Annotated in this window: 21 protein-coding genes and 2 pseudogenes; 15 read left to right on the top strand and 8 right to left on the bottom strand. The window is 49.7% G+C overall.

Annotated elements, in window-relative coordinates:
* The first annotated feature begins 20 nt into the window (after positions 1-20).
* The 4 genes from IEY53_RS27745 (at position 21) to IEY53_RS27730 (ending at position 3,502) form a co-directional block, all read left to right on the top strand.
* Complete coding sequence (locus IEY53_RS27745; RefSeq protein WP_189030770.1) at positions 21-1,043, top strand: SDR family oxidoreductase; 1,023 nt, start codon at positions 21-23, stop codon at positions 1,041-1,043.
* A gap of 181 nt (positions 1,044-1,224) precedes the next feature.
* Complete coding sequence (locus IEY53_RS27740; protein WP_189030768.1) at positions 1,225-1,884, top strand: class I SAM-dependent methyltransferase; 660 nt, start codon at positions 1,225-1,227, stop codon at positions 1,882-1,884.
* Between the two features lie 84 nt (positions 1,885-1,968).
* Positions 1,969-2,430: a YfbM family protein gene (locus tag IEY53_RS27735; RefSeq protein WP_189030766.1), complete on the top strand. Its 462-nt coding sequence runs from the start codon at positions 1,969-1,971 to the stop codon at positions 2,428-2,430.
* Positions 2,431-2,476: 46 nt separating this feature from the next.
* Entirely contained in the window at positions 2,477-3,502 is a 1,026-nt protein-coding gene (locus tag IEY53_RS27730) for a CapA family protein (protein WP_229696403.1), read from the top strand.
* A gap of 136 nt (positions 3,503-3,638) precedes the next feature.
* Here IEY53_RS27730 and IEY53_RS27725 read toward each other — a convergent pair whose 3' ends face one another.
* Both IEY53_RS27725 and IEY53_RS27720 read right to left on the bottom strand, forming a co-directional pair.
* A complete protein-coding gene (locus tag IEY53_RS27725; RefSeq protein ID WP_189030764.1) occupies positions 3,639-4,475 on the bottom strand; it encodes a carbohydrate ABC transporter permease in 837 nt (278 codons plus the stop codon).
* Positions 4,475-5,365: a carbohydrate ABC transporter permease gene (locus IEY53_RS27720; protein ID WP_189030762.1), complete on the bottom strand. Its 891-nt coding sequence runs from the start codon at positions 5,363-5,365 to the stop codon at positions 4,475-4,477. The genes IEY53_RS27725 and IEY53_RS27720 overlap by 1 nt, the downstream gene beginning before the upstream one ends.
* A gap of 182 nt (positions 5,366-5,547) precedes the next feature.
* Between IEY53_RS27720 and IEY53_RS27715 the strand changes: the two genes are divergently transcribed.
* The 8 genes from IEY53_RS27715 (at position 5,548) to IEY53_RS27680 (ending at position 16,279) form a co-directional block, all read left to right on the top strand.
* Entirely contained in the window at positions 5,548-7,428 is a 1,881-nt protein-coding gene (locus IEY53_RS27715; protein WP_189030760.1) for a sensor histidine kinase, read from the top strand.
* Positions 7,406-9,052 carry a response regulator gene (locus tag IEY53_RS27710; RefSeq protein WP_189030758.1) on the top strand — a complete coding sequence of 549 codons (1,647 nt, stop codon included), beginning with the start codon at positions 7,406-7,408 and terminating at the stop codon, positions 9,050-9,052. Before IEY53_RS27715 ends, IEY53_RS27710 begins: the two co-directional genes overlap by 23 nt.
* A gap of 120 nt (positions 9,053-9,172) precedes the next feature.
* On the top strand, positions 9,173-10,492 hold the full coding sequence (locus tag IEY53_RS27705) for an extracellular solute-binding protein (protein WP_189030756.1): 1,320 nt from the start codon (positions 9,173-9,175) through the stop codon (positions 10,490-10,492).
* A 112-nt stretch (positions 10,493-10,604) separates the two neighbouring features.
* Positions 10,605-12,704 carry a glycoside hydrolase family 36 protein gene (locus tag IEY53_RS27700; protein ID WP_189030754.1) on the top strand — a complete coding sequence of 700 codons (2,100 nt, stop codon included), beginning with the start codon at positions 10,605-10,607 and terminating at the stop codon, positions 12,702-12,704.
* 474 nt (positions 12,705-13,178) lie between these two features.
* The gene (locus tag IEY53_RS27695) at positions 13,179-13,436 is read left to right on the top strand and encodes an AbrB/MazE/SpoVT family DNA-binding domain-containing protein (RefSeq protein WP_042125931.1); all 258 of its coding nucleotides are present in this window, start codon (positions 13,179-13,181) and stop codon (positions 13,434-13,436) included.
* Positions 13,437-13,605: 169 nt separating this feature from the next.
* Positions 13,606-14,322, top strand: a complete 717-nt coding sequence (locus tag IEY53_RS27690) for an HAD family hydrolase (RefSeq protein ID WP_189030752.1) — start codon at positions 13,606-13,608, stop codon at positions 14,320-14,322.
* Positions 14,323-14,449: 127 nt separating this feature from the next.
* Entirely contained in the window at positions 14,450-14,836 is a 387-nt protein-coding gene (locus IEY53_RS27685; RefSeq protein WP_229696402.1) for an alkaline phosphatase family protein, read from the top strand.
* A gap of 3 nt (positions 14,837-14,839) precedes the next feature.
* A complete protein-coding gene (locus IEY53_RS27680; protein ID WP_189030750.1) occupies positions 14,840-16,279 on the top strand; it encodes an amino acid permease in 1,440 nt (479 codons plus the stop codon).
* Here IEY53_RS27680 and IEY53_RS27675 read toward each other — a convergent pair.
* The 3 genes and pseudogenes from IEY53_RS27675 to IEY53_RS27665 all read right to left on the bottom strand — a co-directional run bounded on the left by IEY53_RS27675 (position 16,276) and on the right by IEY53_RS27665 (position 18,182).
* Entirely contained in the window at positions 16,276-16,929 is a 654-nt protein-coding gene (locus IEY53_RS27675) for a LysE family transporter (RefSeq protein ID WP_373293951.1), read from the bottom strand. The genes IEY53_RS27680 and IEY53_RS27675 overlap by 4 nt on opposite strands.
* Positions 16,930-17,031: 102 nt before the next feature.
* Positions 17,032-17,289 (bottom strand): annotated as a pseudogene (locus tag IEY53_RS27670) (spore coat protein); the annotation flags it as partial.
* A 38-nt stretch (positions 17,290-17,327) separates the two neighbouring features.
* On the bottom strand, positions 17,328-18,182 hold the full coding sequence (locus IEY53_RS27665; protein WP_189030746.1) for a manganese catalase family protein: 855 nt from the start codon (positions 18,180-18,182) through the stop codon (positions 17,328-17,330).
* Between the two features lie 176 nt (positions 18,183-18,358).
* Between IEY53_RS27665 and bcbE the strand changes: the two genes are divergently transcribed.
* A complete protein-coding gene (gene bcbE, locus IEY53_RS27660) occupies positions 18,359-19,633 on the top strand; it encodes a bacillibactin exporter BcbE (RefSeq protein WP_189030745.1) in 1,275 nt (424 codons plus the stop codon).
* Positions 19,634-19,765: 132 nt separating this feature from the next.
* On the opposite strand, the gene IEY53_RS27655 is transcribed toward bcbE, so the two are convergent.
* The 3 genes and pseudogenes from IEY53_RS27655 to IEY53_RS27645 all read right to left on the bottom strand — a co-directional run.
* A complete protein-coding gene (locus IEY53_RS27655; protein WP_189030743.1) occupies positions 19,766-20,068 on the bottom strand; it encodes a GerAB/ArcD/ProY family transporter in 303 nt (100 codons plus the stop codon).
* A 39-nt stretch (positions 20,069-20,107) separates the two neighbouring features.
* On the bottom strand, positions 20,108-21,319 hold the full coding sequence (locus tag IEY53_RS27650; RefSeq protein ID WP_189030741.1) for a Ger(x)C family spore germination protein: 1,212 nt from the start codon (positions 21,317-21,319) through the stop codon (positions 20,108-20,110).
* An 18-nt stretch (positions 21,320-21,337) separates the two neighbouring features.
* Positions 21,338-22,630 (bottom strand): annotated as a pseudogene (locus IEY53_RS27645) (spore germination protein); the annotation flags it as partial.
* A gap of 528 nt (positions 22,631-23,158) precedes the next feature.
* On the opposite strand from IEY53_RS27645, the gene IEY53_RS35785 reads away from it, so the two are divergent.
* Positions 23,159-23,491 (top strand): PLP-dependent transferase, encoded by a 333-nt coding sequence (locus tag IEY53_RS35785; protein ID WP_268240826.1) that lies wholly within the window; start codon positions 23,159-23,161, stop codon positions 23,489-23,491.
* An 82-nt stretch (positions 23,492-23,573) separates the two neighbouring features.
* The gene (locus IEY53_RS35780) at positions 23,574-23,831 is read left to right on the top strand and encodes a PLP-dependent transferase (protein ID WP_268240825.1); all 258 of its coding nucleotides are present in this window, start codon (positions 23,574-23,576) and stop codon (positions 23,829-23,831) included.
* Positions 23,832-24,007 lie beyond the last annotated feature (176 nt).

Raw genomic sequence — 24,007 nt, 5'->3', positions numbered from 1 at the left:
AGGGTAAGGAGCGGTGAAGGATGAAGGTGTTATTTATCGGCGGCACAGGGCTGATCAGCCAGGCCGTATCCCGGCTTGCGGTGCAGCGCGGGATAGAATTGTATCTGTTCAACAGAGGTCAGCGGGATGAGTTCGTGCCGGAAGGAGCAGAGGTGATCCGCGGGGATATCCGTAATCCGGAAGAAGCCCGGCAAGCTCTTCAGGGCCATGAATTTGATGTGGTGGTGGACTGGATTGCTTTTACACCGGCACATGTCCAGGCGGACATTGAGTTGTTCACCGGCCTAACGAAGCAGTTCATCTTCATCAGCTCGGCTTCCGCCTATCAGAAGCCGCAGCGGCATTATCGGATTACCGAAGAGACTCCGCTGGCCAATCCATACTGGCAGTATTCCCGGGACAAAATTGCCTGTGAACAGCTGCTTATGGAAGCTTACCGGGACAACGGGTTCCCGGTTACGATTGTCCGCCCGTCCCACACCTACGGTGACACGGCTATCCCGGCGGCCTTGACCAGCTGGGCGCATCCCTGGTCCCTGATCGACCGCATGCGCAAAGGTCAGCCCATCGTTATACATGGAGATGGGACCTCGCTTTGGACCCTGACCCATAATTCCGATTTTGCCAAAGGGTTCGTAGGGCTGCTCGGACATCCTGACGCGATAGGTGAAGCCATTCATATCACCTCTGATGAAGTGCTGAACTGGAATCAGATCTATGCCGCGATCGGGCAAGCCGCCGGGGCGGAACCTAAGGTCGTGCATATTTCCACAGATTTTATTACAGCCCATACCCCGCAGGGGACAGCGGATGGATTGATTGGCGATCAAGCCGTAAGCAGCGTGTTCGATAATGCCAAACTCAAACGTCTGGTGCCGGAATTTGAAGCAGGCGTACCTTTTGCGGAAGGGGTCAGAGCATCGGTGGCCTGGTTTGAAGCGCACAAGGAGCGATGTACGGTAGACCCGGAATGGTCAGCCCTTATGAATACCTTGATTCAAAAACATGGGACAGATGCCAAGCTGCTCTCTTTCTATAACTAAAAGCCGCTCCTTCTGCGGCAGCGGGCCACCCGGCCTGCTGCTGTGGAAGGGCGTTTTTGTGTACAAGGAATAACAGGTTGCTTGCGGGCGGAATAGCCTGAACCCTAAGCGGTTTAGGTATGAATCGGGGAAACGTGAATATACTCTCACTACCGAAATCCCCGTTAAAGGAGTCCTGGCCATGCCTACACATCCTTATGTCTCGCGTTTCTTTGTGAATTCCGATGCCCGCCGTGAAAAGCTGATTTATGATTTGCCGGAGTCCTGGTGGAGCCGCCCTTTTGAATATGAGTGGTGTACAAATTTTATCTCGCCCCATGATGTGGTGCTCGATGCGGCGTGCGGCATTTCCCATCCGCTGAAATTCTATTTGGCGGGAGTATGCGCAGAAGTTTATGCCTGTGATATGGATGACAGAATTCTGTCCCGTGATGCGCTGCTGCAGGAGATAGCTTCCGATATCGGGGAAAGTGCGGTCCGGCAGGTTCAGGCCAGACGTCTGACTGCACTCCATCTCGCCAGGGCCAATCTGACCGCACTTCCCTATGACGATGAGTGCTTTGATACGATATTTTGTATCTCCGTACTGGAGCATTTATCGCCGGAAGATACGGTTCTGGCCTTGCGCGAATTCTATCGTACGCTGAACGGTGAGGGACTTCTTGTGCTGACCTTCGATTATCCGACAGTTAATCTGAAACGCATGAATGAGCTTTTACTGGAGGCTGGATTTGTGTACTGGGGCGAAACAGACTTTACACTTCCGGCGGATGCCGTGCGTACCGAGGGGTGGGGAGGACTACATTGCTTCAGGGCTGTGCTTAAAAAAACCGGCGGCTGATCTTCCTCCATTTGGAACCTTTCTCTCAATATAGTAGAATAGTTCAGGATAGTAGAATAATATTCAGGTGAGGAGGGTTCTTAAATGGGAATGATTGGGCAGTATATCGCGGTTAGCCCGCAAACCCTGCAGGACATTACAGAAGGCAAGACAGAGATTCATGATATTGAGGTGGGCCTGGATATCGACAAAGCGTGGCAGGTCCTGCATTATGTATTGTGCGGAGATATAGTGGGGGGAGAACCTCCTCTGGGATATATCGTCCCGATGGGCTGTTATATTGGGGAATTCTCCGATATGCCGTTGTTTGCGGTCAGTCCAGACCAGTTACGTGAAGCGGTGGCAGCCATAGAGCCCCTGACGGCAGATGATTTGAAGAGACAATACAATTATGCAGAACTGCTCGAGGAAGAGGTTTATCCGGTTATGCCAGATGAGGACCCTGAGGAATTGTTCGACTATATCTTCAGCAACTTTGCGGCAATCCGCGAGTTCTATGCCCAGGCGGCTGCAAAAGAGCAGACCGTTCTGTTCTACGTTTCATAGTTCAGTCTCAGAGCGCCTAACTACAGATATAAAGGGGTCAACCAGATTGCGCAGACTTACACTGATTACTATGATATTGTTCCTGCTTGTTCCCGGTTCGATTTCGTCCGGCGAAGGGATGAAGTCCGCTGCTCCTGTCAAACTGGCCTTTGCCGGAGACATTCTCCTGGACGGCTTTGTCGGGGACCAGATTGCTAAATACGGGGTGAACTTTCCTTTTGCCAAAGTCGCCCCTGTTCTTCAAAAGGCGGATATCGCCTTCGCCAATCTGGAAACCCCGGTATCCGTGCGGGGAACTCCGGCGGAGAAGAGCTTTGTCTTTCGATCCAAGCCTGCGGCACTTGGAGGGCTGGTGTATGCAGGTATTGACGGGGTGACCCTTGCCAACAATCATATCCTGGATTACGGCAGAACAGCCATGCTGGACACCCTAGTTCATCTGGATAAATACAAGATTGGCCATACCGGTGCCGGGAACAATGCGGAAGAGGCCTTTAAGCCCTACACCCGGACCGTGCAAGGCCAAAAGATTGCGATTCTCGGGGTAAGCCGGGTATTATCCAGCTCAGACTGGTATGCCGGCAAAAAAAGTCCGGGTGCGGCCTCGGCCTATACCCCCGAACCACTGCTCAGCGCGATCCGTAAATCCGCGGGGGTAAACGATTATACCATTGTGTATATCCACTGGAATGAAGAATTCAAGGATTACCCTGAGGACTATGCCCGGAAGCTGGCCAGGCAGATGATTGACAGCGGAGCAGACCTGATTGTCGGCGCGCATAGCCATTGCCTGATGGGCATCGAATATTACAAGCACAAGCCGATCTACTATTCACTGGGCAACTTTGTTTTTAACCGTTCCACACGCGGGGGCGATAAAACGCAACATTCGATGCTGTTAAGCCTGGAGATCCGGGATTCCAAGGTGAGCAGCAAGGTTACTCCTGTCAAAATCATTGGCGGACAGCCGGGTTTCATGGATGTGGCCTATAATAAAGGAACCATTCAGCGCTTGAACAATCTCTCCTATAACGCAGTAATTGATGCTTCGGGGAATGTGAAAGAACAATAAAAGCACTTATACAGAATTATAAAAAAAGCTGTCTCCTGCGGTAAGGATTTTCTACCGGGGAGACAGCTTTTTGGGTTATGGATGTCTATAAAAGAGATTCCGCAATCTGATCCATAACCATTCAGGTGGTCGATACTCAGCCCTTAACGGCTCCGGCGACAACGCCCTTGACGATATATTTTTGCAGGAAGATGAATACAACGATTGAAGGCAGTACGGCCATAACCATGGCTGTCATGGCATATTGCCAATCGGAGGTATATTGACCGACAAAGGTATAAGCGGCAAGCGTCAGGGTTTTGGTGTCAGGTGAACCGTTTACCATCAGCAGGGGCAGAAGGAAGTCATTCCAGATCCACATGACATCAATAATGACAATCGTGGTCGTTACCGATTTCAGAAGCGGGAAGATCACACTGAAGAACAGGCGGAAACCCGATGCTCCATCAATCGTGGCGCTTTCATCAATCTCTACCGGAATGCCTTTGACGAAGCCGTGATAGATAAAGACGGCCAGGGGAGCACCGAAGCCCCAGTAGAGCAGGCCAAGTCCCCAGGTGCTCTCGGACAAACCTAAGCTTTTGGCAATTTGCAGGACGGTCAGCATGATCGACTGGAACGGAATCAGCATGGGCATGATGCAGAGGAAATAGATGATTCCGCTCAGTCTGGACTTCGTCCGCGCCAGCTTGTATGCTGCGATCGAAGACACGAAGACGATGCCCAGCAGGCCGACGGTGGTAATAATCAGATTGTTCAGGAAAAGCCTCGGGTAGTTGATGAATTCCCATACATAGGAATAGTTGCTGAATTCGAGCTGCTTGGGCAGGGCGATGACATCGGTCATGACCTCGCCGAAGCTTTTTAACGAGTTGATAATGGTCAGGAACAGCGGGTACAGGAACAGAAGCGAGAGGACAACCATAACGATTTCAAGTACGATCCGTCCTGCTTTTTTATTGTTGGATTTCATTATGCCTCCACCTCTCTCCGTTTAAAGAACGCCAGTTGAAGAATGGTTACAACCAGTACCGCAAGGAACAGAATCAGCGCTTTGGCTGTACCGTATCCATACAGATTGTTCTGGAAAGTATCCCGGTAAATATCATAAGCAATACTATAAGTGGTTCCGCCGGGACCGCCGCCTGTGAGGGAGAGGATCACGTCGAATACCTTAATCGAGTTGGTCAGCGCCATGAACACGGAGATCGTGATGGATGGAGCCAGCAGCGGCAGGGTAATGCTGAAGAATTTCCGCATAGGCCCGGCTCCGTCAACAGTGGCCGCCTCCTTCAGATCCTCGGGGACCGACTGCAGACCGGCAATGTAGATCACCAGGTAGAACCCGATGGACTGCCATATCGATACGGCCAGGATGGAGATAAAAGCAAGTCCCGGCGTCCCTAACCAGCTCAGGGCGAATACGGACCAGCCTGTACTTTCTCCAAGAGAGTTAAAGCCTTGCATAAAGATGAATTTCCAGATGAAGCCAACGATAACCAGACTCAGAATATACGGAATGAAAAAGGCTGCTCGGAGCCACGGTGTAGTCTTGAGCTTCATATCCAGCACCAGCGCCAGCAGGATGGCCAGCACATTGACGATTACAATGTAAAGAATGGCGTACTTGATGGTGAACCAGGCCGAATTGGCGAAATTGGAATCCCCCATGAAAATCTGTTTGAAGTTATCGAGTCCAATAAATTTGGGATGTTTGGAAATCCCGTTCCATTTGGTCATCGAATAACGGATAGTCATGGCAAACGGGATGTAGAACGCAACCGCAATACAGAGAAGGACCGGAAGAGTGAATAACCCGAACTCTGTTTTCTCGCGCCATCTTTTGCCGAGTGTTTTTAACATGGATGCACCTCTTCTTGATAGAATGATTGGGATTTCCGGTTTGACTATATTGTGTATTATAGAGTAGTCCCCTATACTCAAAAATGGATTTAAGAGTACAGTTAGGGGTAAAAAGGTGAACTGTAGGCCGTCCCGTCAACTTTTGCTTCTGAAACATAATCGGGTTATGGAAGGTGCAAACCATGTTTATACAATCGCTCCGCAAGCTGCTGAATCCGCTCCTGGAACGGGTTTCCCGCCGGCTGGTGAACAAGCTGATTCTTTTGTTTACAATCATAATCATTCTTGTTGTAACTTCGCTGACGTTCATCTCCTACGGGATGCTGCGCAAAGAATCCGTGAATAACAGCATCGCCAGTACAAGCAATAATCTGCTGCTGGTGGGGCGTAATCTGGAGAGTTATCTCAGCGGCATTGAGCAGCTGTCCCTGCCGCAAATCTCCTATGATGAGTTTACGTATGCCCTTTTGCATGAGTCGGAGGATTACGGTTCCAAGATGTATGTGGAGGAGTATCTGAAGAACCTGTATTTCTCCCGCAAAGATCTCGAAGCAATCTATCTTTATGTCATCAAGGAGAACAAATATTATTTAGTGACCAAGGAGAACTACAATATTACGGTCCGGGTGGCCGAACATCCGCCCATTGAGCAATTGTCCTGGTACAAACGGGCGCTTGCGAGTCCCCTTAACCGTTCTTATCAGTCTTTTGCAGAGGGGGAATCTGTACGGGTGGAGCCGTCTGACTATCCTGTGGGCCGTGAGCAAAGCTTCATGGGCTACCATAGGCTGCTGCGCTCCATTGTCTCCAGAGAACCGCAAGCGGTGCTGTCACTGTACTTCAACTCCTCGGCGGCAGACGAGATTATGAAGGACATCCCTTTCAGCAAAGGGGAACATCTGATGTATGTGAGCCCGGACAACCAGCCCTTTTACATGGATGATCCGGCGTTCTACAAGCAGAGTGAAGAGGCCGGACTGCTGGCGGAGCTGACGCCGGCAGCGGGCGGGCGTGTGACCTGGTCTGATCCGGAAGAGAAGTATCTGGTCATTTATGACATCAGTAAGCGGGAGGGCTGGAAGCTGATCAAGCCGATTCCCTATAAAGAAATTAATGAGGCGGCTACCACAACAAGGAAGCTGAGCTACTCGATCGGCCTGTTGTTCCTGATGGCATCCGTTGTGCTGGTCAGCTATACGTCCAACAGAATCACGAACCCGCTGAAGAACCTCTCCCTGCAAATGAAGCGGTTCAGTACCGGCAGCTTTGATGCCGAGGCGCAGGTGGTGGGCCATGACGAAATTGCCTATCTGTCACGCCATTTCAATAAAATGGTGGAGAATACCAACGAGTTGATCAATGAACGGTACAAAATGAAGCTTGTGGAGAAAAACGCCGTTCTGAAAGCGCTTGAGGCCGAGATCAATCCGCATTTTCTCTATAATGCGCTGCAGGCCATTTCGACCAAGGCACTCAAGAACAACAATGATGACATTGTCGAAATGGTGGATAATCTGGCTCTTACGCTGCGTTACTGCATCAGCGGCAAGGATGTGGTGCAGGCCAGGGAAGAGCTGAAGCATATCGAACGTTATCTGGCGCTGCAAAAAGCCCGGTTCGGCAGCAGGATGCAGGTCGAATGCCGGTGGGAGGACAGTCTGCTGGAGCTGGAAATCCCGAAGCTGTCCATCCAGACCCTGGTGGAGAACTGCATTAAGCATGGGCTGGAGAAGGTATCCAGTACAATAACGATACGAATAGAAGCGCACCAGACCACGGAGTATACAATCATCTCCGTCATGGACAATGGGCCGGGTTTTAGTAAAGAACGGCTGTCCGATGTGCGGAATTCACTAAATATCCAGTGGGATGAACAACAGGAGATGGACAGCAGGGACAGCAGCGGGATGGAGAGTATCGGACTCAAAAACTTGAACACGAGACTCAAGCTTCTGTATGGAGAAGAGGCTGGACTGATCATAACAAGCAGTGAGAACGGAACAACGATGCAGATGCGGTTGCATAGAGGAGGGCTGAGATATGGTGAAGGTACTGATTATTGATGATGAAGAGCCGCTGCGGGAAGCGATCAACATTCTGGGCGACTGGAAAGGGCTTGGCATAGAGCAGGTACTGGAGGCTACGGACGGCAAGGCAGGACTTGCGATGCTGCGTGAGCACAAGATTGATCTCGCTTTGATTGATATGAAGATGCCGGAACTGGGCGGGCGTGAACTGCTGCAGATCATCGAGCACGAGTTCCCGGAGCTGCTGACCATTGTAATTAGCGGATTCAATGATTTCGAATATACACGGCAAGCGATCCGCTCCAAGGTGGTCGACTATCTGCTGAAACCGGTCAACCGCGCGGACCTTAATGCCGCATTGCGCAAGGGAATCGATATGCTGGAGGCCAAACGCAAGAAAGAGAGTGAATTCATTTCCAGGAATATTACCCTCAATATGTCCCTGCCGAAGCTTAAGGAAAAAATGTATCTGTCGATTCTCGAACGCAGCTTCAAGAATCGGTCCAATGAGGCTTTTCTGCCGCTGATCGGTGCAGATACCCCGGGCAATTATTTTGCGGCAGGCGTACTGCGGGTACTCAATCTGGAGCAGGTGCGCAAAGAACGGTTTCATGGGGACCGGGACCTGCTGCATTTCGCCGTGACCAATGTCATTCACGAGAACGGTGATGGGCATTTTCAATCCTTTAGCTTTGCCAGCCCCAAGACGGAACGGGAATTCGTCGCCATCTTCACCATGATAGGCGGCTACGGGGAGGATGCGGCTTTTCTGTCGGTGCATCAGCTGAAGAAGGTGGTAACCACCCTGAAGGAGCTGTTCGGCATTCATGCGGTGGGGGGGATTGGACAACCTTATAAGGATGTGACCGACCTGGCCCAATCCTACGAGCAGGCCAAAGTCTCACTGGACGGCATGGATCTGCTCAATCTGAAAGGGGCTGTGGTCAGGAATGGCCCGCCGCAAAGGCCTCAGGCTAAAGATAATCCCTCACTGACCGGACGTATGCCTTTAATCCGCAATGCCCTGGAGAACGGCAACACCAGTCATGCCCGAAGTGTACTGGCCGAGTTCACGCGAAAGTGGAAGTCTGCAGAGTATTTCAGTATTGGTGAGGCAGACCGGATCGTACAGGAATTTATCATTTTGCTGAATGATATCGCCATGGACCTGGATGCAGTGCCGGAGCGCCTGAACAGCGGGAAGGACAAGGGCTTGCGTGGACTTGGGCTTGGCGGAGACTTTGCCTCCTTCGGTGAGTTTGAGCTTCTTTTGACGCAGATTCTGGACTGTTATGCTGCCGGCATCGGCAAGTCATTGGCCGGTGACCGCAGTAGTGTGCTGGAAAATATTAAAGCATACATCGACAACCACTATTTTGAGAATATTAAAATATCGATGTTTACGGATAAATATTTCCTGAGCAGAGAGTATTTGATGAAGCTTTTCAAGGGACAATACGGGTATGGGATTCATGAATATGTACAAAAGGTCAGAATGGACAAGGCTAAGGATCTACTGAGTGACCCGCAGCTCAAAATTCAGGATATTTCTGAAATGCTGGGCTACAAGGACAAGAACTATTTCAGCAAGGCTTTCCGGAATTACTATGACTGCTCCCCTTCGGAGTATCGTATCCTGCTTACGGAAGGTGAAAAGTAAAACGGTTACATGAGTCACTTTTTTACCCTTATCCGTTCACTTATGTACATTCTTATCCTTTTTCTTTTTCTTTAAAATAACAGCATGACCACAAGATGCATGAGAAAAGGGGGCAACATCATGTTAAAAAGATTTATGGGCTTATCTGCAAGCCTGCTGCTCGTCGGCGGACTGCTTGCCGGGTGCGGAGGAAACAATAATGCCGCCGGCAACACGGCAGACAACAGCGGTGCAGCCAATACGGCTACGGATTCGGGCAAACCGGTCACGATCAATATGTTCACCGCTTCTCCCGAGTATACGGATGCTTTCAATGCCTATATTGCCGAATACAAAAAAGTTAAACCTAATGTAACGATCAATCTGGAAATCATGCAGGCCGACTACAACACGGTGCTCAAATCCAAAATTGCCGCAGGCAGCACACCGGATGTATTTCAAACTACTGCAGGCGGAGATATTGATACATTTGCCGAATACAGTGCCGATCTGACCAATGAGCCTTTGGCAGCGGCCATGACCGATGCGGTCCGTTCCAATATGTCTTCTTCTGACGGCAAAGTTCTTGGTTTGCCGGTGAAGGGCAATCTGTTCGTATTGATGTACAACAAAAAAATGCTCAAGGAGGCCGGTATCACCGAGGTTCCCAAAACAACGGCGGAACTGGATGCGGCCATCACCAAGCTGGAAGCCAAGGGTGTTACACCTTTCGCCAACGCCTATAAAGAATGGTGGGTATGGAAGCATATCTTCCAGCATTACGTAGATGCGGCAGCATTGGATGCCGGCATGGATGCCAAAACACTCGTTGCTGATTTCATCGCCGGCAAAACGACCATCAAGGAACATCCGGCGCTGTACGATAATTTCTTTACCTTCATTGACACCACTGTGAAGCACGGAACGGACAAGCCGCTGGAACGCGACAGCAACGCACAAGTCAGTGACTTTGCACTGGGCAAAGCCGCCTTTATGACCGGCAAAGGCGCTTGGGATGAAGAGGCGATCAAAAAAATTACGCCCGACTTTGATCTGGGCATCGCCGGCTACCCTGTAAGCGACAAAGCGGAACAGTCCCAAATCATTACCGGTGCCGACCAGGCGCTGCGCATCAACAAAGATTCCGCAGTAGCGGCTGAAACGATTGAATTCTTCAACTGGCTGTACACTTCCGAATACGGCAAGAACTGGTTCTCCCAGGTGGCCAAGGTGATCCCGCCAATCAAGGATGCTCCGATGCCTGACCTGCAAATGCCGAAAGAAATGGAAGAGATTCTCAAAAACGAGAAATCCGGCGACCTGTCCGTGAACTACTCCCTGGATACCTTCCATCAGAAGTTCGGTGAGCTGATGCAGGCCTACATTGGCGGCAGCAAAACCAAAGACCAGGCTGTCGATGAAATTCAACAAGCATGGATTCAGTTCGGTTCTGCTGAATAAGCATATAGCCTGTGCGAAGGCGGCCTCCAGTTGTTTCATTTACTGGAGAGCCGCCTTTTGTTATGTTGGATATGAAAAGCCCGGAGGATATCAGAAGGAGGTTATTTAAGGGATGGTGAACAGTAAGCTGATTGAGATTGCGGAGAACGGACTTCATCTGGTCATTGAAATTACAGAAGCGCAGGATGTGCGGCTGCTCCATTTCGGAGCCGGGCCGCTGGCAGCCGGAGCTATTGCAGAGCAGCATAAGCCAGGCTTCCGGCTGCTGGAGCTGCAATGCTCAGGAGAGGACCGGGCAGAGTACCATGGACGCACACACCGCGCTTCCTACCCGGGACTGCGGATGGTGTATGACGGACACAAGGATATAGTGACTGAGCTGGGGCGCAAGCTTGAGGTGGGGCTGCTTGATCCGGTGACCCGGCTGCAGGCCATCCAGCATTTCCAGTTCTATCAGGGTGTTCAAATGGTACGCTGCTGGACCGAACTGAACAATAAGGGAGACGCTGCTGCTCATGTCGAATACATTTCTTCATTCGCGTTGACCGGAGCCGACAAGGAAGGGACGCTGGACCGCAATGACAAAATGCGGTTGACCCTTGCCCACAGCGGCTGGCAAAGTGAGCTGCAGTGGCGGACCTACAGCCTGCCGGAGCTTGGCATGTCCCATCTGGCGGATCGCGGCTCCAAACGGATTGCCCTCAGCAATACCGGCTCCTGGTCTGCGGCGGAGCTGCTGCCGATGGGAGTGCTCCGGAACGTGGAGAGCGGAACCAGCCTCTTCTGGCAAATTGAGCATAACGGGTCCTGGCACTGTGAGATGACGGACCAATATGACCAGCTGACGCTGCTTATCAGCGGACCTACCGAAAGTGACAATCATTGGTGGCGGAAGCTTGAACCGGGCGAGAGCTTCACCTCGGTTCCGGTGGCTGTCGGCAGCACGTCCGGCGGAGTGGAGGCGGCTGTCCATCAGCTTACGGCCTACCGACGCCTGATACGCAGACCGAATGAAGACAATGAATTGCTGCGGATTATTTTCAACGATTATATGAATTGCCTGTGGGGCAGTCCGACCACCGACAAGCTCCTCCCGCTGATTGATGCCGCAGCCGATGTGGGGTGTGAATATTTCTGCATTGATGCCGGCTGGTATGCCCCCGGTGAATGGTGGGATGGAGTAGGCGAGTGGGAGCCGTCGGCCGAACGTTTCCCGGAAGGGATCAAATATGTACTGGATTATATTCGCGGCAAAGGGATGATTCCCGGTCTCTGGCTTGAGCTGGAGGTTATGGGGATCAACAGTCCAAAGCTTAAGGAGACGGAGGACAGCTGGTTCTTCATGCGCCATGGCAAGCGGGTCAAGGACCGCAGCCGTTATCAGCTGGATTACCGCAATCCGCGCGTGATTGAGCATGCGGACGGCGTGATTGCCAGATTGGTGGAGCAATACGGCGTCGGATACATCAAGATGGACTATAACATCAATGCCGGGATCGGCACGGAGACAGATGCGGACAGCTTTGGCGACGGGCTGCTTCAGCATAACCGGGCTTATCTGGGCTGGCTGGACAGTATTTTTGCCCGCTATCCGAACCTGGTGATTGAGAACTGTTCAAGCGGCGGGATGCGGATGGATTATGCGATGCTCAGCCGCCACAGCATTCAATCGACCAGCGATCAGGAGAATTATGTGATGTATGCGGCTATTGCCGCAGCCTCACCGGCCGGATTGACCCCGGAGCAGTCAGCTGTGTGGTCGTACCCGCTTCGGGAAGGGGATGATGAAGAGGTCATCTTCAATATGGTCAATGCGCTGCTGCTTCGGGTGCATCAGAGCGGACATTTGGCCGAGCTGAGCCCGCGGCGCAGGGAGCTGGTGAAGGAAGCGCTGGATTATTACAAAAGCATCCGCGGGGATATTCCGCAGGCGCTGCCGTTCTGGCCGCTGGGTCTTCCGGACGGACAAGGGGAGTGGGTCAGCTTCGGGCTGGTGTGCGGCGGCCGGCGTTACCTCGCGGTCTGGCGGATTGCCGGAGAAGCGGAAGAGGTTACGCTTCCCATCGCGGAACTGAAAGGTCATACGCCCGCTGTCAGCTGCGCCTATCCACAGGAGCATCATTCCTCCTGGAAATGGGATGCTACGACGGGTACGCTGACCGTGAAGCTGCCGGCTGGCAGAACTGCACGGCTGCTGGAGCTTAGGCTGTGAGATTCTGGAACAAATTCATCATCAGCGGTTGATTTGAGCTCGACTGACAGCTCAGCACCGGGCCGGATGGACAAGAAAGTGGACTCCGGTCCGTTAAGTCTGACTACTGCTTATTTGAGGTGGAGCCAAGATGATATGACTATAGTTTTTTCTTGGTTTCGACAAAAAAATACAAGACCGCTTCCTGTTCACCTGTGTGGTGGATGGAGAAGAGGTCTTTTTTTGTCTAAAATATTGTCAAGTGCGTCGTTTTTTAGTAAAATAGGTTACAGAATTTTAATATGTTTGTCGAATAAACTGTGAATTTTGTCGAAGAAAATTGTCGATTAATATCAAAAAATGTAGAAATAAAATTGACAGGAAAGAAATAGCACTTTACAATGCAAATATGGAATAAATTTTTTACCATATGAAAGCTCTAATAGCTTTTACTGCCAATGATTATATATGTGTGATTTCAAGGGAGGATGTACAATGATGAAAGCAACAGGTATTGTAAGAAAAGTAGATGAACTGGGACGAATCGTGATTCCGATTGAGCTGCGCAGAACAATGGGAATTGACATAAAAGACCCACTTGAAATTTTTGTGGATGGGGAGAAAATCATCCTCAGAAAATATGAGCCTACTTGCATCTTCTCCGGAAGTGCAGAGAACCTGATCAACTTCAAAGGCAAAATGGTCAGCAAAGATGTATTGGATGAGCTGATTTCCAGCTTTGACCGGGTCTAATTTCTTTTTAGAATCGAAGTAGAACAACCAGCCGCAATTCTCCGTACCCTCGGGGAGTTGCGGCTTTTGTGTTCTGATGATGAGATAGACAATGCCGCCGGGTTTCCTATATCATAGGGCATAGGTTATATGATGTAGAGAACAGATACCGGAAGGGAAGGGTTACCGTATGAACCGAGAAGGACAAGAAGCGGCAGGACAGTCGAAGGCTCCAAAGCTAAAGAAACCGGAGGCCATGGTGTTTGACATGGATGGAACGTTGTTTCAGACCGAAAGCCTGCTGCTGCCTGCGTATCATAAAATGTTTGATGTGCTGCGTGAAGAAGGGCTGTATACCGCACCTACGCCGCCTGAGGAACGTATACTTGGCAGTCTGGGCATGCTGCTCGCGGATATCTGGAAGAATGTCATGCCTGAAGCGGATGAACAGGTGCACCGGCGGGCGGATGAACTGCTGCTGAAGCTGGAGATTGAAGGACTGGAAGCGGGCGGCACGCTGCTGTATCCCCAAGTGATAGAGACGCTGACGGCGCTTAAAGCGCGCGGGGTAAGGCTTTTTGTAGCCAGCAACGGGCTGGAGGATTATATTCACAGTATTGTGGTGGTGCATGAGCTGAAGGAGCTGTTCGAGGGTCTCTACAGCGCAGGCGGACAAGGGACGGCTACCAAGACCGAACTGCTGCGGATTCTGCTGGACAACCACGGTATTAGTGACGCGTGGATGGTTGGCGACCGTTCGTCCGATGTGGAGGCGGGTAAAGGCAACAATCAGACGGTGATCGGCTGCGCCTACGCCGGCTTTGGCCGTCAGGATGAGCTGAAAGGCTCCGACGTTATAATTACTGCTTTTGACGAACTGATTGGATTGTACGACAACGCAGAATAAGACGATTCTTTTGAATAGGGAGGCCATCAGCCGTTATGGTTGCTGTGGCCGCCCTTTTTTGCGTGGCTTGAGAAAGGAGTTCGCAATAATTCCCTTGCATAACAACAGGTGCTCCAAGACAAAAGAAGTGATTTTGTTGCTGACAGACTCTCTGATGCCTCAAGCCGTCCGTAAAGGAATCAGTGAGCACAAGCTTCCTACTTTTCAATATCTGATTGAACATGGACAATACTTTGAGAATATGGTCAGTTCGTTTCCAACCATGTCCGTAACCATTAACAGCTCGCTGCTGACCGGAAAATATCCGGACGCTCACCATGTGCCTGGACTGGCCTGGTATTCTGCCAAGGGCCGGAGACTGGTGAACCGGTTGTTGACAAAAAAAGAAACCGTCCTTAGAGGAAATGAGGAGCTTCGCACGGACGGCGTATTCTTATGTTTTGAAAACAGGAAGATAGGGCAATCTACAAAACAGAGACCTAACTCTCGAAATCCAATACAGGGTGAGGATTAATTGATGAACAAGTCTTCAAGTCAATCCAAAGAAGAGAAGAAACTGAAGTGGTGGCAATTGTCTCTGCTTGGGGTTGCAGGAACCATCGGCACCGGGTATTTCCTGGGCTCCGGTCTGGCCATTTCGATTGGTGGACCGCTGGTCCTGTTTGCTTATATCCTTGCAGCGGTGGGTACCTATGTCGTATTTGACGCTTTATCACGAATGACGGCAGATCATCCGGAGCAGGGCTCTTTTCGTTCCTATGCCAAAAAAGCTTTCGGAAACTGGGCCGGATTCGGCAGTGGGTGGGTATACTGGTTCTCGGAGCTGTTAATTATGGGCAGCCAGTTAACGGCATTGTCCATATTCTCACGGTTCTGGTTCCCGGCAGTACCGATGTGGATATTTGCAGCCGGCTTTGCATTGGTGGGACTTCTGATTGTTTTTTTCGGAAATAAGGGGTTTGACCGGGTTGAAAATGTCCTGGCCGTAATCAAGATAGCGGCGATTCTCATGTTCCTGGTTATTGCGGTTGCTCTGCTGGCAGGCTGGATCGGCGGGGGCAAATATACACCCAAATTTCCGCTCGGTTATCAGGTATTGTTTCCGCACGGAGGCCTGGGATTGTGGTCTGCCTTTTTGTTTGCTTTTTATGCTTACGGGGGGATTGAGGTGCTTGGGATTATGTCCAACCGGCTTCAAAAACCCGAGGATGCGCCAAAAGCAGGAAAAGTTATGCTGTTGACGCTTTCCTCTGTGTATGTTCTGTCTATTGGCCTGGCTGTAATTATGGTGCCGCAGGGTGTTTTTAATTCCAAAGAGAGCCCCTTTGTACTGGCACTTCGCAGTGATCATCTGGCTTTTGTACCCCATCTGTTTAATGGGGTGCTGATTGTTGCCGGGTTCTCGACAATGACGGCTTCCTTGTACGCCGTAACTTCAATGATGATTACCCTTGCCCAAGAGGGAGATGCGCCGAAATTATTTTCCCGCAAATGGAAGGATAAATATCCGTTTTATGCGCTCCTGCTGATCTCCGGCGGAATATCGGGGGCGGTTGTGATGGCGTTGCTGCTGCCAGGCAAGGTGTATGAATATATCACAACTGCCGCCGGGTTAATGCTCCTGTATAACTGGTCTTTTATTCTATTGTCATCAGGCAAACTGCTGAAGGCAAACAAATTAAGCGGAGTTAAACGTTGGACAGGGCTGATTCTGATAGCTGCAGCCGTCGTGGGTACACTTTTCCACAAGCTCAGCCGTCCCGGCTTTTACATCAGCCTGCTGCTTGTTGCACTGATCGCAGGTTGTGACTGGATCGTACAGAAGGTCCGCAAAAAGCGGGAAAAAGCTGCGAACGAAAAACCGGATGCCAATGAGCCCTTTGATCAACAGCATCGTTTGGAGAACGGCCCCGAATTCCAGATTAAAAGTATCCGGATGCGCAAGAGCAAGTCCTAATGCGGGAACAGCAGTTGAAAGGCTTGTACGCCAAAATAAAACCCGAAACCCACCAGTGAAAGGCCTGACAAGACGGAAATGGCCTTTAATACTCTCGTGGTTAGTACTTTACGGAAAATGCTGGATGCCGCAGCCATGGTTACATCCCAGATTAGAATCCCGAGTACAATAGCTCCGCTATAAATCAACAGCTGCTGCAAGGGGAATTCAAGGGCTGCCTTAGCCAGGATCGACCCGTAAATGCCGAGCCAGAACAGGATGGAGAGCGGATTGAACAGAGACATCAGAAATCCTGCCCAGAAGGACCTGGAAAGGGAAGTCTCGCTTCCCCGCATCTCGGCTGCCGTGATGATTCCTGCATTCTTGATGCTCTCCACACCTGTGTAGACGAGTACAAAAAAGCCGAATAACCATAAGAAAGCTTTGACAAAAGGGGCATCAAGCAAATGGATTACGCCAAAGTACACCAGCAGCATGTAAATGATATCTGCGCTGATGGCTCCAAGCCCTACGAACCAGGCATGCCAGAACCCTCCGCGGATGCCCTTGTCCAATTGCGCGGCATTAATCGGCCCGATGGGCGCGGAAAGCGATAGGCCCAGAAGAATATAACTTAAAAAAGAATGGATGGTGACCTCCCCCTTTAACATGATACAGTTATCTTATTCCGCTAAATCTGTATGTAGGACAACCAAAAAACAGGCAAGTCTCCTATGCTGGAGACTTGCCTGTTTTGTGTGATGATCAACGGTTTACATGGAGATTGCTTTATTGGCTATAACCACATCATTTGACAGCAGTTTAGGGAGATCGTAGGACGGATACAGCCCGCGTTCGAGCATGAAGTAAAAAACTTTGGCGTGGAGCGCAATGGCAGCATTTAATTGCTTTTGCAACGTTTCTCTAAGCTGAGGCGTTGCCGTTTCGGTGATTCCGATGGCATAGCTGCGGACGGCAGTTTTGGCGAAGCCAAGCAGCTGCCCGGCGTAGAATGCCGTCAGATCCATTTCCTTGCCACTGTTTCTCGTGCCATTAAGCCGCCATGATGTCATGCATTTAAATCAGACAGGCCAGGGCTGTGTTCATTCGGCATCTCCGGCATGACGGGTACCGGGAAGCCTGCGGGAGGAGGGACAACCTCCAGGGTTCCTCTATTGCGGCTGGGAGATATGCCTTGGAAGATCTCTCCCATTCTTGTAGGGTCCAAACTAAAGTTGAATTGTACGTTATGGTAACCCATATCTACGAATTTACGGCATTCCGGGTATTTGTTGATGTCATAATTCGGAATCGGAAAAATATTCCCCCAATTCACACCAAGGGTCTCGAGTGCTTTGGCAAACGCATTTTGGTGGGCGTTGTCACGGACAATCAGGAAAGCAAGCGTCTCTCTGAAGGTTTGATTGGAGCTCATTTCATATATACGTGTTTTTTGCAGCACACCGGTAGACTCAAGCACAACATTATTCAGCAAGTCGCTGATTAAATTGCCATGGCTGTAGACATAGTTGCCGAGCCACGGATTCCCGGCAGCGTCAACAGGCAAAGAAGCTTGAGCTCCCACAATAAAATGATGCGGGTTGGCATGCTTGACTGCTTCATTTAATGGGGCGCCATCTACGCCGGAGTTGCCGGCCTGTTCTTTTCCTGATCCGTTCAACAACTGATTAATAGTATGCTGCACCAGATCCACGTGGGCAATTTCCTCCAGAAATACGCCCCGGAGCAGATCACGGAACTGAGTTTCTTGTCCCCGGAAATTGCTGCTCTGGAAGAAATACTGCATCATGGTCCGCATTTCACCATAATGACCACCCAGGATTTCCTGCAATACTTTAGCGGCAGCAGGGTCCGGCTTGTCTACGGCAATATCGTTGATCAATCCCTCTTTATAGAAGTACAAAGTAAAACCTCCCTGTATTCTTTCCTTTTCTTTGTGTATTTTCCCCTTAAGGGTTCGGTTTATACGAATGGAGGCCGACGGCATAATAATTCCCATTAAATGTTCAGCGTACAAACAACACGAAAGAACCACAATAACAGTACTGAAAATATGACAAGGTGAAGGTGGTCCGTCCAATGAAAGGAAAAAAAGGGGCACTGGTTGCGCTTGCTTCCATTCCGTTGATCATGACCCTCGGCAACTCTATGCTGCTGCCCATTTTGCCGCAAATCTCCAAGGAACTGGGTATCAGTGCATTTAAAGTAAGTATGATAATTACGGTTTACGGGTTAATTGCCATAGTGATGATTCCGATTGCTGGTTACTTGTCTGATCGCTTTGGACGGAAAAAAGTGATCTTGCCCAGTCTGGTCATAGCAGCCGCAGGCGGAGCCGTGTGTGTTATGGCGGCCTGGTTCATGGAAGGGACAAGTGCGTATTGGGTGATATTGGGGGGGCGGTTCTTACAGGGGATCGGAGCTGCAGGGGCATTCCCTATCGTGCTTCCATTTGTGGGGGATCTGTTCAAGGATGAGAAAGAGGTCAGCAAGGGTCTTGGCGTGATCGAGACCTCCAATACTTTCGGGAAAGTACTTAGTCCGATTCTGGGTGCTTATCTGGGCACCTTGCTGTGGTATGCGCCATTTATAGCGATTCCTATTCTTTGTCTGATCTCCTTTTTGCTCGTTGTATTTCTGGTCAGAAAACCGCAGGCCGAGGAGGAGCTTCCCCGTAAAGGAATGAAGGAGTTTTTGAGCGGAATTAAAGAAATCCTGCACGAAAAAGGCCGCTGGCTGTATGCCATCTTTGCAATTGGCGGCATCTGCATGTTCGTAACCTTTGGAGTATTATTCTATTTATCCGAAACCTTGGAATCCAAATACAACCTTCATGGGGCCTCAAAGGGGTTTGTTCTGGCGATTCCACTGGCTTTACTCTGTTTGGCCTCTTATGGAAGCGGCAAAATCATAGGTCAAAATAAGACGCTGATGAAATGGCTGGGATTTGGCGGAATGGTTTTGCTCACGGTTGCCATGTTCATCACAGGATTCAATAAAGGGATTTATTTTATGGTTAGCTTATTAAGCGTTAGCGGGATCGGAATTGGTGTCGCTTTACCCTGCATGGATGCGTTGATTACAGAGGGAATTGAAAAAGAAAACCGCGGCACGATTACTTCCCTATACAGCAGCATGCGGTTTATTGGAGTCGCCCTGGGACCGCCGCTCGTCTCCATTATGATGCCCAGAGGGCATTGGGTGCTGTTCGGCACCATGGCCGGGGTAGGAGCAGTCGGCGGCTTGTTAACCTTGTTCGCGGTGAAGCCCAGCAAAGGGGAGAACGATAAGGAGAAACAGGAAAAAGCTGAAAAAAGCAAAAGAATACCGATGATGCGCCAGCGGGCAAGATAATTTAAGGAGGAGTAGATTTGTGTTCAAATGTTATTTAGTTACATTTTCTGAATATACCCGCAGTCCGGCCACCTCCTAATCTATAGCTGCTTCATCGGTTTGGCGTCTGGGATATTAGTATTGCTTCACTGGCTACAGGGCTGCGGCGTTATTCATGTTTCTGCTTAAAAAGCAAGTGATATTAACGGTAATCAAATGGTCAGGGCTCTTTGGTTGCTTTTCGAACAACCGAAATAAATCTAATTGTGGTTCCTTATAGTGGATTGCCAGATGCAGCAGCAGCAGCAGCAGACCTCCTAACGCCCCTGCCAGCATAGCTAACCATGCATCCTGTTTGGCGTCCCCTCCCATGAGAAATAAGGTTGTGCTGCCCACTTCGAATAAAGAAAGACAAACGGCCAGTTCGGATACCCGGAGTGTACTACTTTGACTCATTGGATTTATTTCACTCCCTTATGTTTAGGTTACATGTCATCATTGTTCAGTTTCAAGCAGTTTGCTGAATGAGTTCTGGAATAAGCCGGGTCGCCTAATATTCACCTTTACGTTGATGTCTATATCCATATTTGCCATTTCGTCCGGCCACTTTCCTTTGAGTTGTCTCCAGTCTTGAGGATATTTCCGGTGGATTTTGTTCGCGATCCCAAGAAGGTCGATCTTTAATTTCTGGACATCCTCCCAGCCTTCCCGAATTTGTGCCTCGATAACTTCTTCTGCTTGCTGCTGCAGTCTATTCATCCCTTGAGGTGTTGAAATCGCTTCATCTGTAGTGGTTTCCACAAGCTCTCCGATCACTTTGGCATTCACCTTCAAGGTGTATCGCTGTGGGCCTTTTACCGGGGTAACCTTAACCTTGGCTTTACGGATCAGATATGCGGACAGATCGGCATGTTCGCCTTCATTGCTCAGGGTGGTCGTGTCTACCTGATTCGTCAGCCAGGAAAGTGCCTTGCTCTCTTTTTGATTCAGTGAGGCGACCTTTTTGTCTTTGCTGAAAATGCTTAATCGGGATAGACTCAGTTTACTGGCGGGGGTTGTTTGATTGAAAATATCCATCGACTCCAGCTTTTCACTGTCACCGCCCCCTTTAATGGATATCTCGGGGACTCCTGCCGCGCCGCTGTCGGAACTGATTTTCAGAGCCAGTTCATGTATGGATACAGAAGGATAAACTGAGCTCATTTGTTTATTTTTTTGCAGGATCTTGGCTAAGGCTTGCCCGGGAAATTTCTCCGGTGGAATTAATTTCTTCAGGTAGGTCCTGGCTTCACCGTCAGCAATAAACACTTTAACTGTTTGCCTTGCGTCAGGGTTACGGTAGTAATTATCAATGATCTCTGCAATGCCGTCTTCTGCAGCCTGTTTGCCAATGAAGACGGTATTGGTATGCGCAAAATATAATCTGCGCGGATTCTCCAGACTGCTGGCAGCAACCGCCTCACGGATCGTTTTTCCTTGTGTAGAGAAGGTATGTATGGCAGCTTGAGACCCGCCGCCTCCTGAAGCTCCCCCCGAGCCTATTGCCGATGGAGTGATCACCTGGTAGGTAACGGTCCAATTCCCTTTATGACCATCGAATCCGGTTGCTGTTGTGATCCCGAGCTCATTCATTTCGGTACGGTTTCCACATCCGGCAAGTATTAGCCCTGCTATAAGTGAAATGGCCAAAACCCGGCATCGGCGCACATCAATCACTCCCTTTATTCAATCTTGAGTATCAGGCTTGTTTATTCTGTTTATTATGTTATCTGAACCGGCAGGGAATTGATGAGGGGCTTGTCTGGTCTTGTTAGGTCCTGACTTTTCATTAGGTCTGGTCTTCATCGCCCACCAGGGGACTCTAATCAGCAAATCTTTCATATTGGACTTGTAAAAGGGGCTGTAGGGCATCAGATAATCAACGCCAAAGGATTTAAGAGAGACCAGATGCGCCAATATTGGAATCACCCCTGCCAGAATTCCGAATAACCCGAGGGTGCCTGCAAGCAGCATCAAGATGAAACGCAGCAGCCGAATCGATGCGGCCATGCTGAAATACGGGATAACAAAGTTCGATATCGCCGTAAAGGCCACAACGATAACCATGGCACCGGAGACCAGGCCTGCTTCCACCGCTGCTTGCCCAATGACCAGAGCCCCTACGATGGATATGGCCGGTCCGATGGCCCGGGGCATACGCACCCCTGCTTCACGGATAACCTCAAAGGTTAATTCCATCAGCAAAGCTTCCAATAATGCAGGGAAGGGTGCCCCTTCACGTTGGGCGGCCAAAGTTACCAATAGAGTGGTAGGAATCATCTCTTGTTGGAAGGTCGTTAAGGCAATGAATACGGAAGGAAGCAACAAGGACACCAGGAAAGACAACAAACGGACTCCTCTTAAAAAAGTGGAGATATCATACCGCTGATAATAATTCTCCGCCGTCTGAAAAAAATTAAAGAAAGTGACTGGGGCAATCAGAGCGAAGGGTGTTCCATCAATCAGAATAGCTACTTGTCCGTCTAAAAGGCTTCCTGCGACGGTGTCTGGACGTTCTGAATTCAACATCGTTGGAAAAGGGGTAAGCGGGGCATCCTGTATGAACTCTTCAATGTAGCCACTTTCAAGGATGCTGTCCGTATCAATGGATTGGAGCCGCCGGGTAACTTCCTGGACCACTTCCGGATCGGCGATCCCTTCGATGTAGGCTAAGATGACTGTGGTTTGTGTAACTTTTCCTATGATGTGACTCTCAAATTTCAGATCGGGTGTCCGTAATTTTCTGCGGATCAATGTAATATTTATGGAGATGTCCTCTGTAAACCCTTCCTTCGGCCCCCGGATTACCGTTTGGGATGAAGGCTCCTCGACAGATCTTCTGGTGCCGCCGGTGATAGAGACAGCTAGCGCAGATTGTATCCCGTCCAGTACAATCACAGCGCTGCCTGAGACCTTTGGGCAGTATCTCCTTGACGGTATTCGGGAAGTCCGGCCGGCTACCATTTTAAATCGCCCTGAGTCTCTACCGTTTTACTCAAGATTCCACCCCTAAGCGATAATGTGTATCATGTGTGATAATGTTTATTCATGAGCTATTTTGATGGGATAATTAAGGGGGGGAAGTGAAAACTAGTACAGCATCAGCCTTTAAAAAGTCGGAATCGATGGCGCATTCGAAAGCTACCTCCCGGAAGGCGCGCTGTAAGCCTAGGGCGGAAAGCGCTAGAGTGCACTTTATACATCAGGATGGGAAAAAGTAGGCTCGTTTTAGGATTTCAGTGTATTTGGTGCAGCAGGAACCGCAGTATTCGCCGAGAAGTGCTTTATGGCTATCCTTTGAATGTACAAAATACATCATGATGGAGGTTTGAGTCTTGTTTAAACCATTCTGAGGTACTATATACATTAGAACAGATCAAAAGCTGGTGACGAACGCTAATCCATATCATACAGCCTTCAGGAATCCCTTATATTAAATCTGATACTGTACTAGGTTTAGACCTTTTTTGTTCGATAATTACGATCATTATGTCGAGGCGGCTAATAATGAAAAAGAGCATTATGTTATTCAAGGGTTTGTCTGCCGGGGATCATCTGATCCTGGTCGGACATATCTATGAAACCACAGTTACCCTGGTCAAATACTTAACAAAGTTCAATATAAGCTATACCCTTGTACATTCAACTTCGATAACATCGATTGCCGATGCTGTAAAACCGCAGACCCGGGCCATTCTTATGGAGTCTCCAACCTCATTTACATTCGATGTAGTGAATATCCCGGACGTAACTGCGCTTGCAAAAGCCAAAGGCATCCGCACGATTATAGATAACTCATGGGCTACACCACTGTTCCTGAAACCCCTGGATGGGGTGTAGATATCGTCGTTCACTCCGCCTCCAAATATTTGGGGGACATAATGATTTGGTTGCAGGGGCCGTAATCGCTTCCCAACAAATTATGGACCAAATCTTTTCCGAAGAGTATGAGTTGATTGGCGGTTCGCTCGCCCCCTTTGAAGCCTGGCTGCTGGTTCGCGGCCTTAGAACACTTCCCCTTCGTATGGAAGCTCACCAGAGGAACGCCCTTGCAGTGGCCAACTTCCTGGTGGAGCATCCCGCCATTTCCAGAGTGAATTATCCTGGTCTCACTTCACATGGAGGATTTGAAGAACCAACACATGCCTGTATGGCTGATCCGCTTGGCTGTGGGGCATGAACCAACGGGACTGCTGATTCAGGATTTGAATGTTGCTTTAAGCTGAGAAAACCAAATGGGAAATATTACAACTTGCCTGATGGGTATAAAACGTGATAAATTATAAATCCGGCCGCTTGAGAAGGCTGCTTGATCTTTGAAAACTGAACAACGAGTGAGTGGGAATTCACGAAAGT

Origin of the sequence: Paenibacillus albidus (assembly GCF_014644435.1) — a bacterium.
Classification (GTDB): domain Bacteria; phylum Bacillota; class Bacilli; order Paenibacillales; family Paenibacillaceae; genus Paenibacillus_AQ; species Paenibacillus_AQ albidus.
This window is presented reverse-complemented; position numbering and strand designations above follow the sequence as displayed.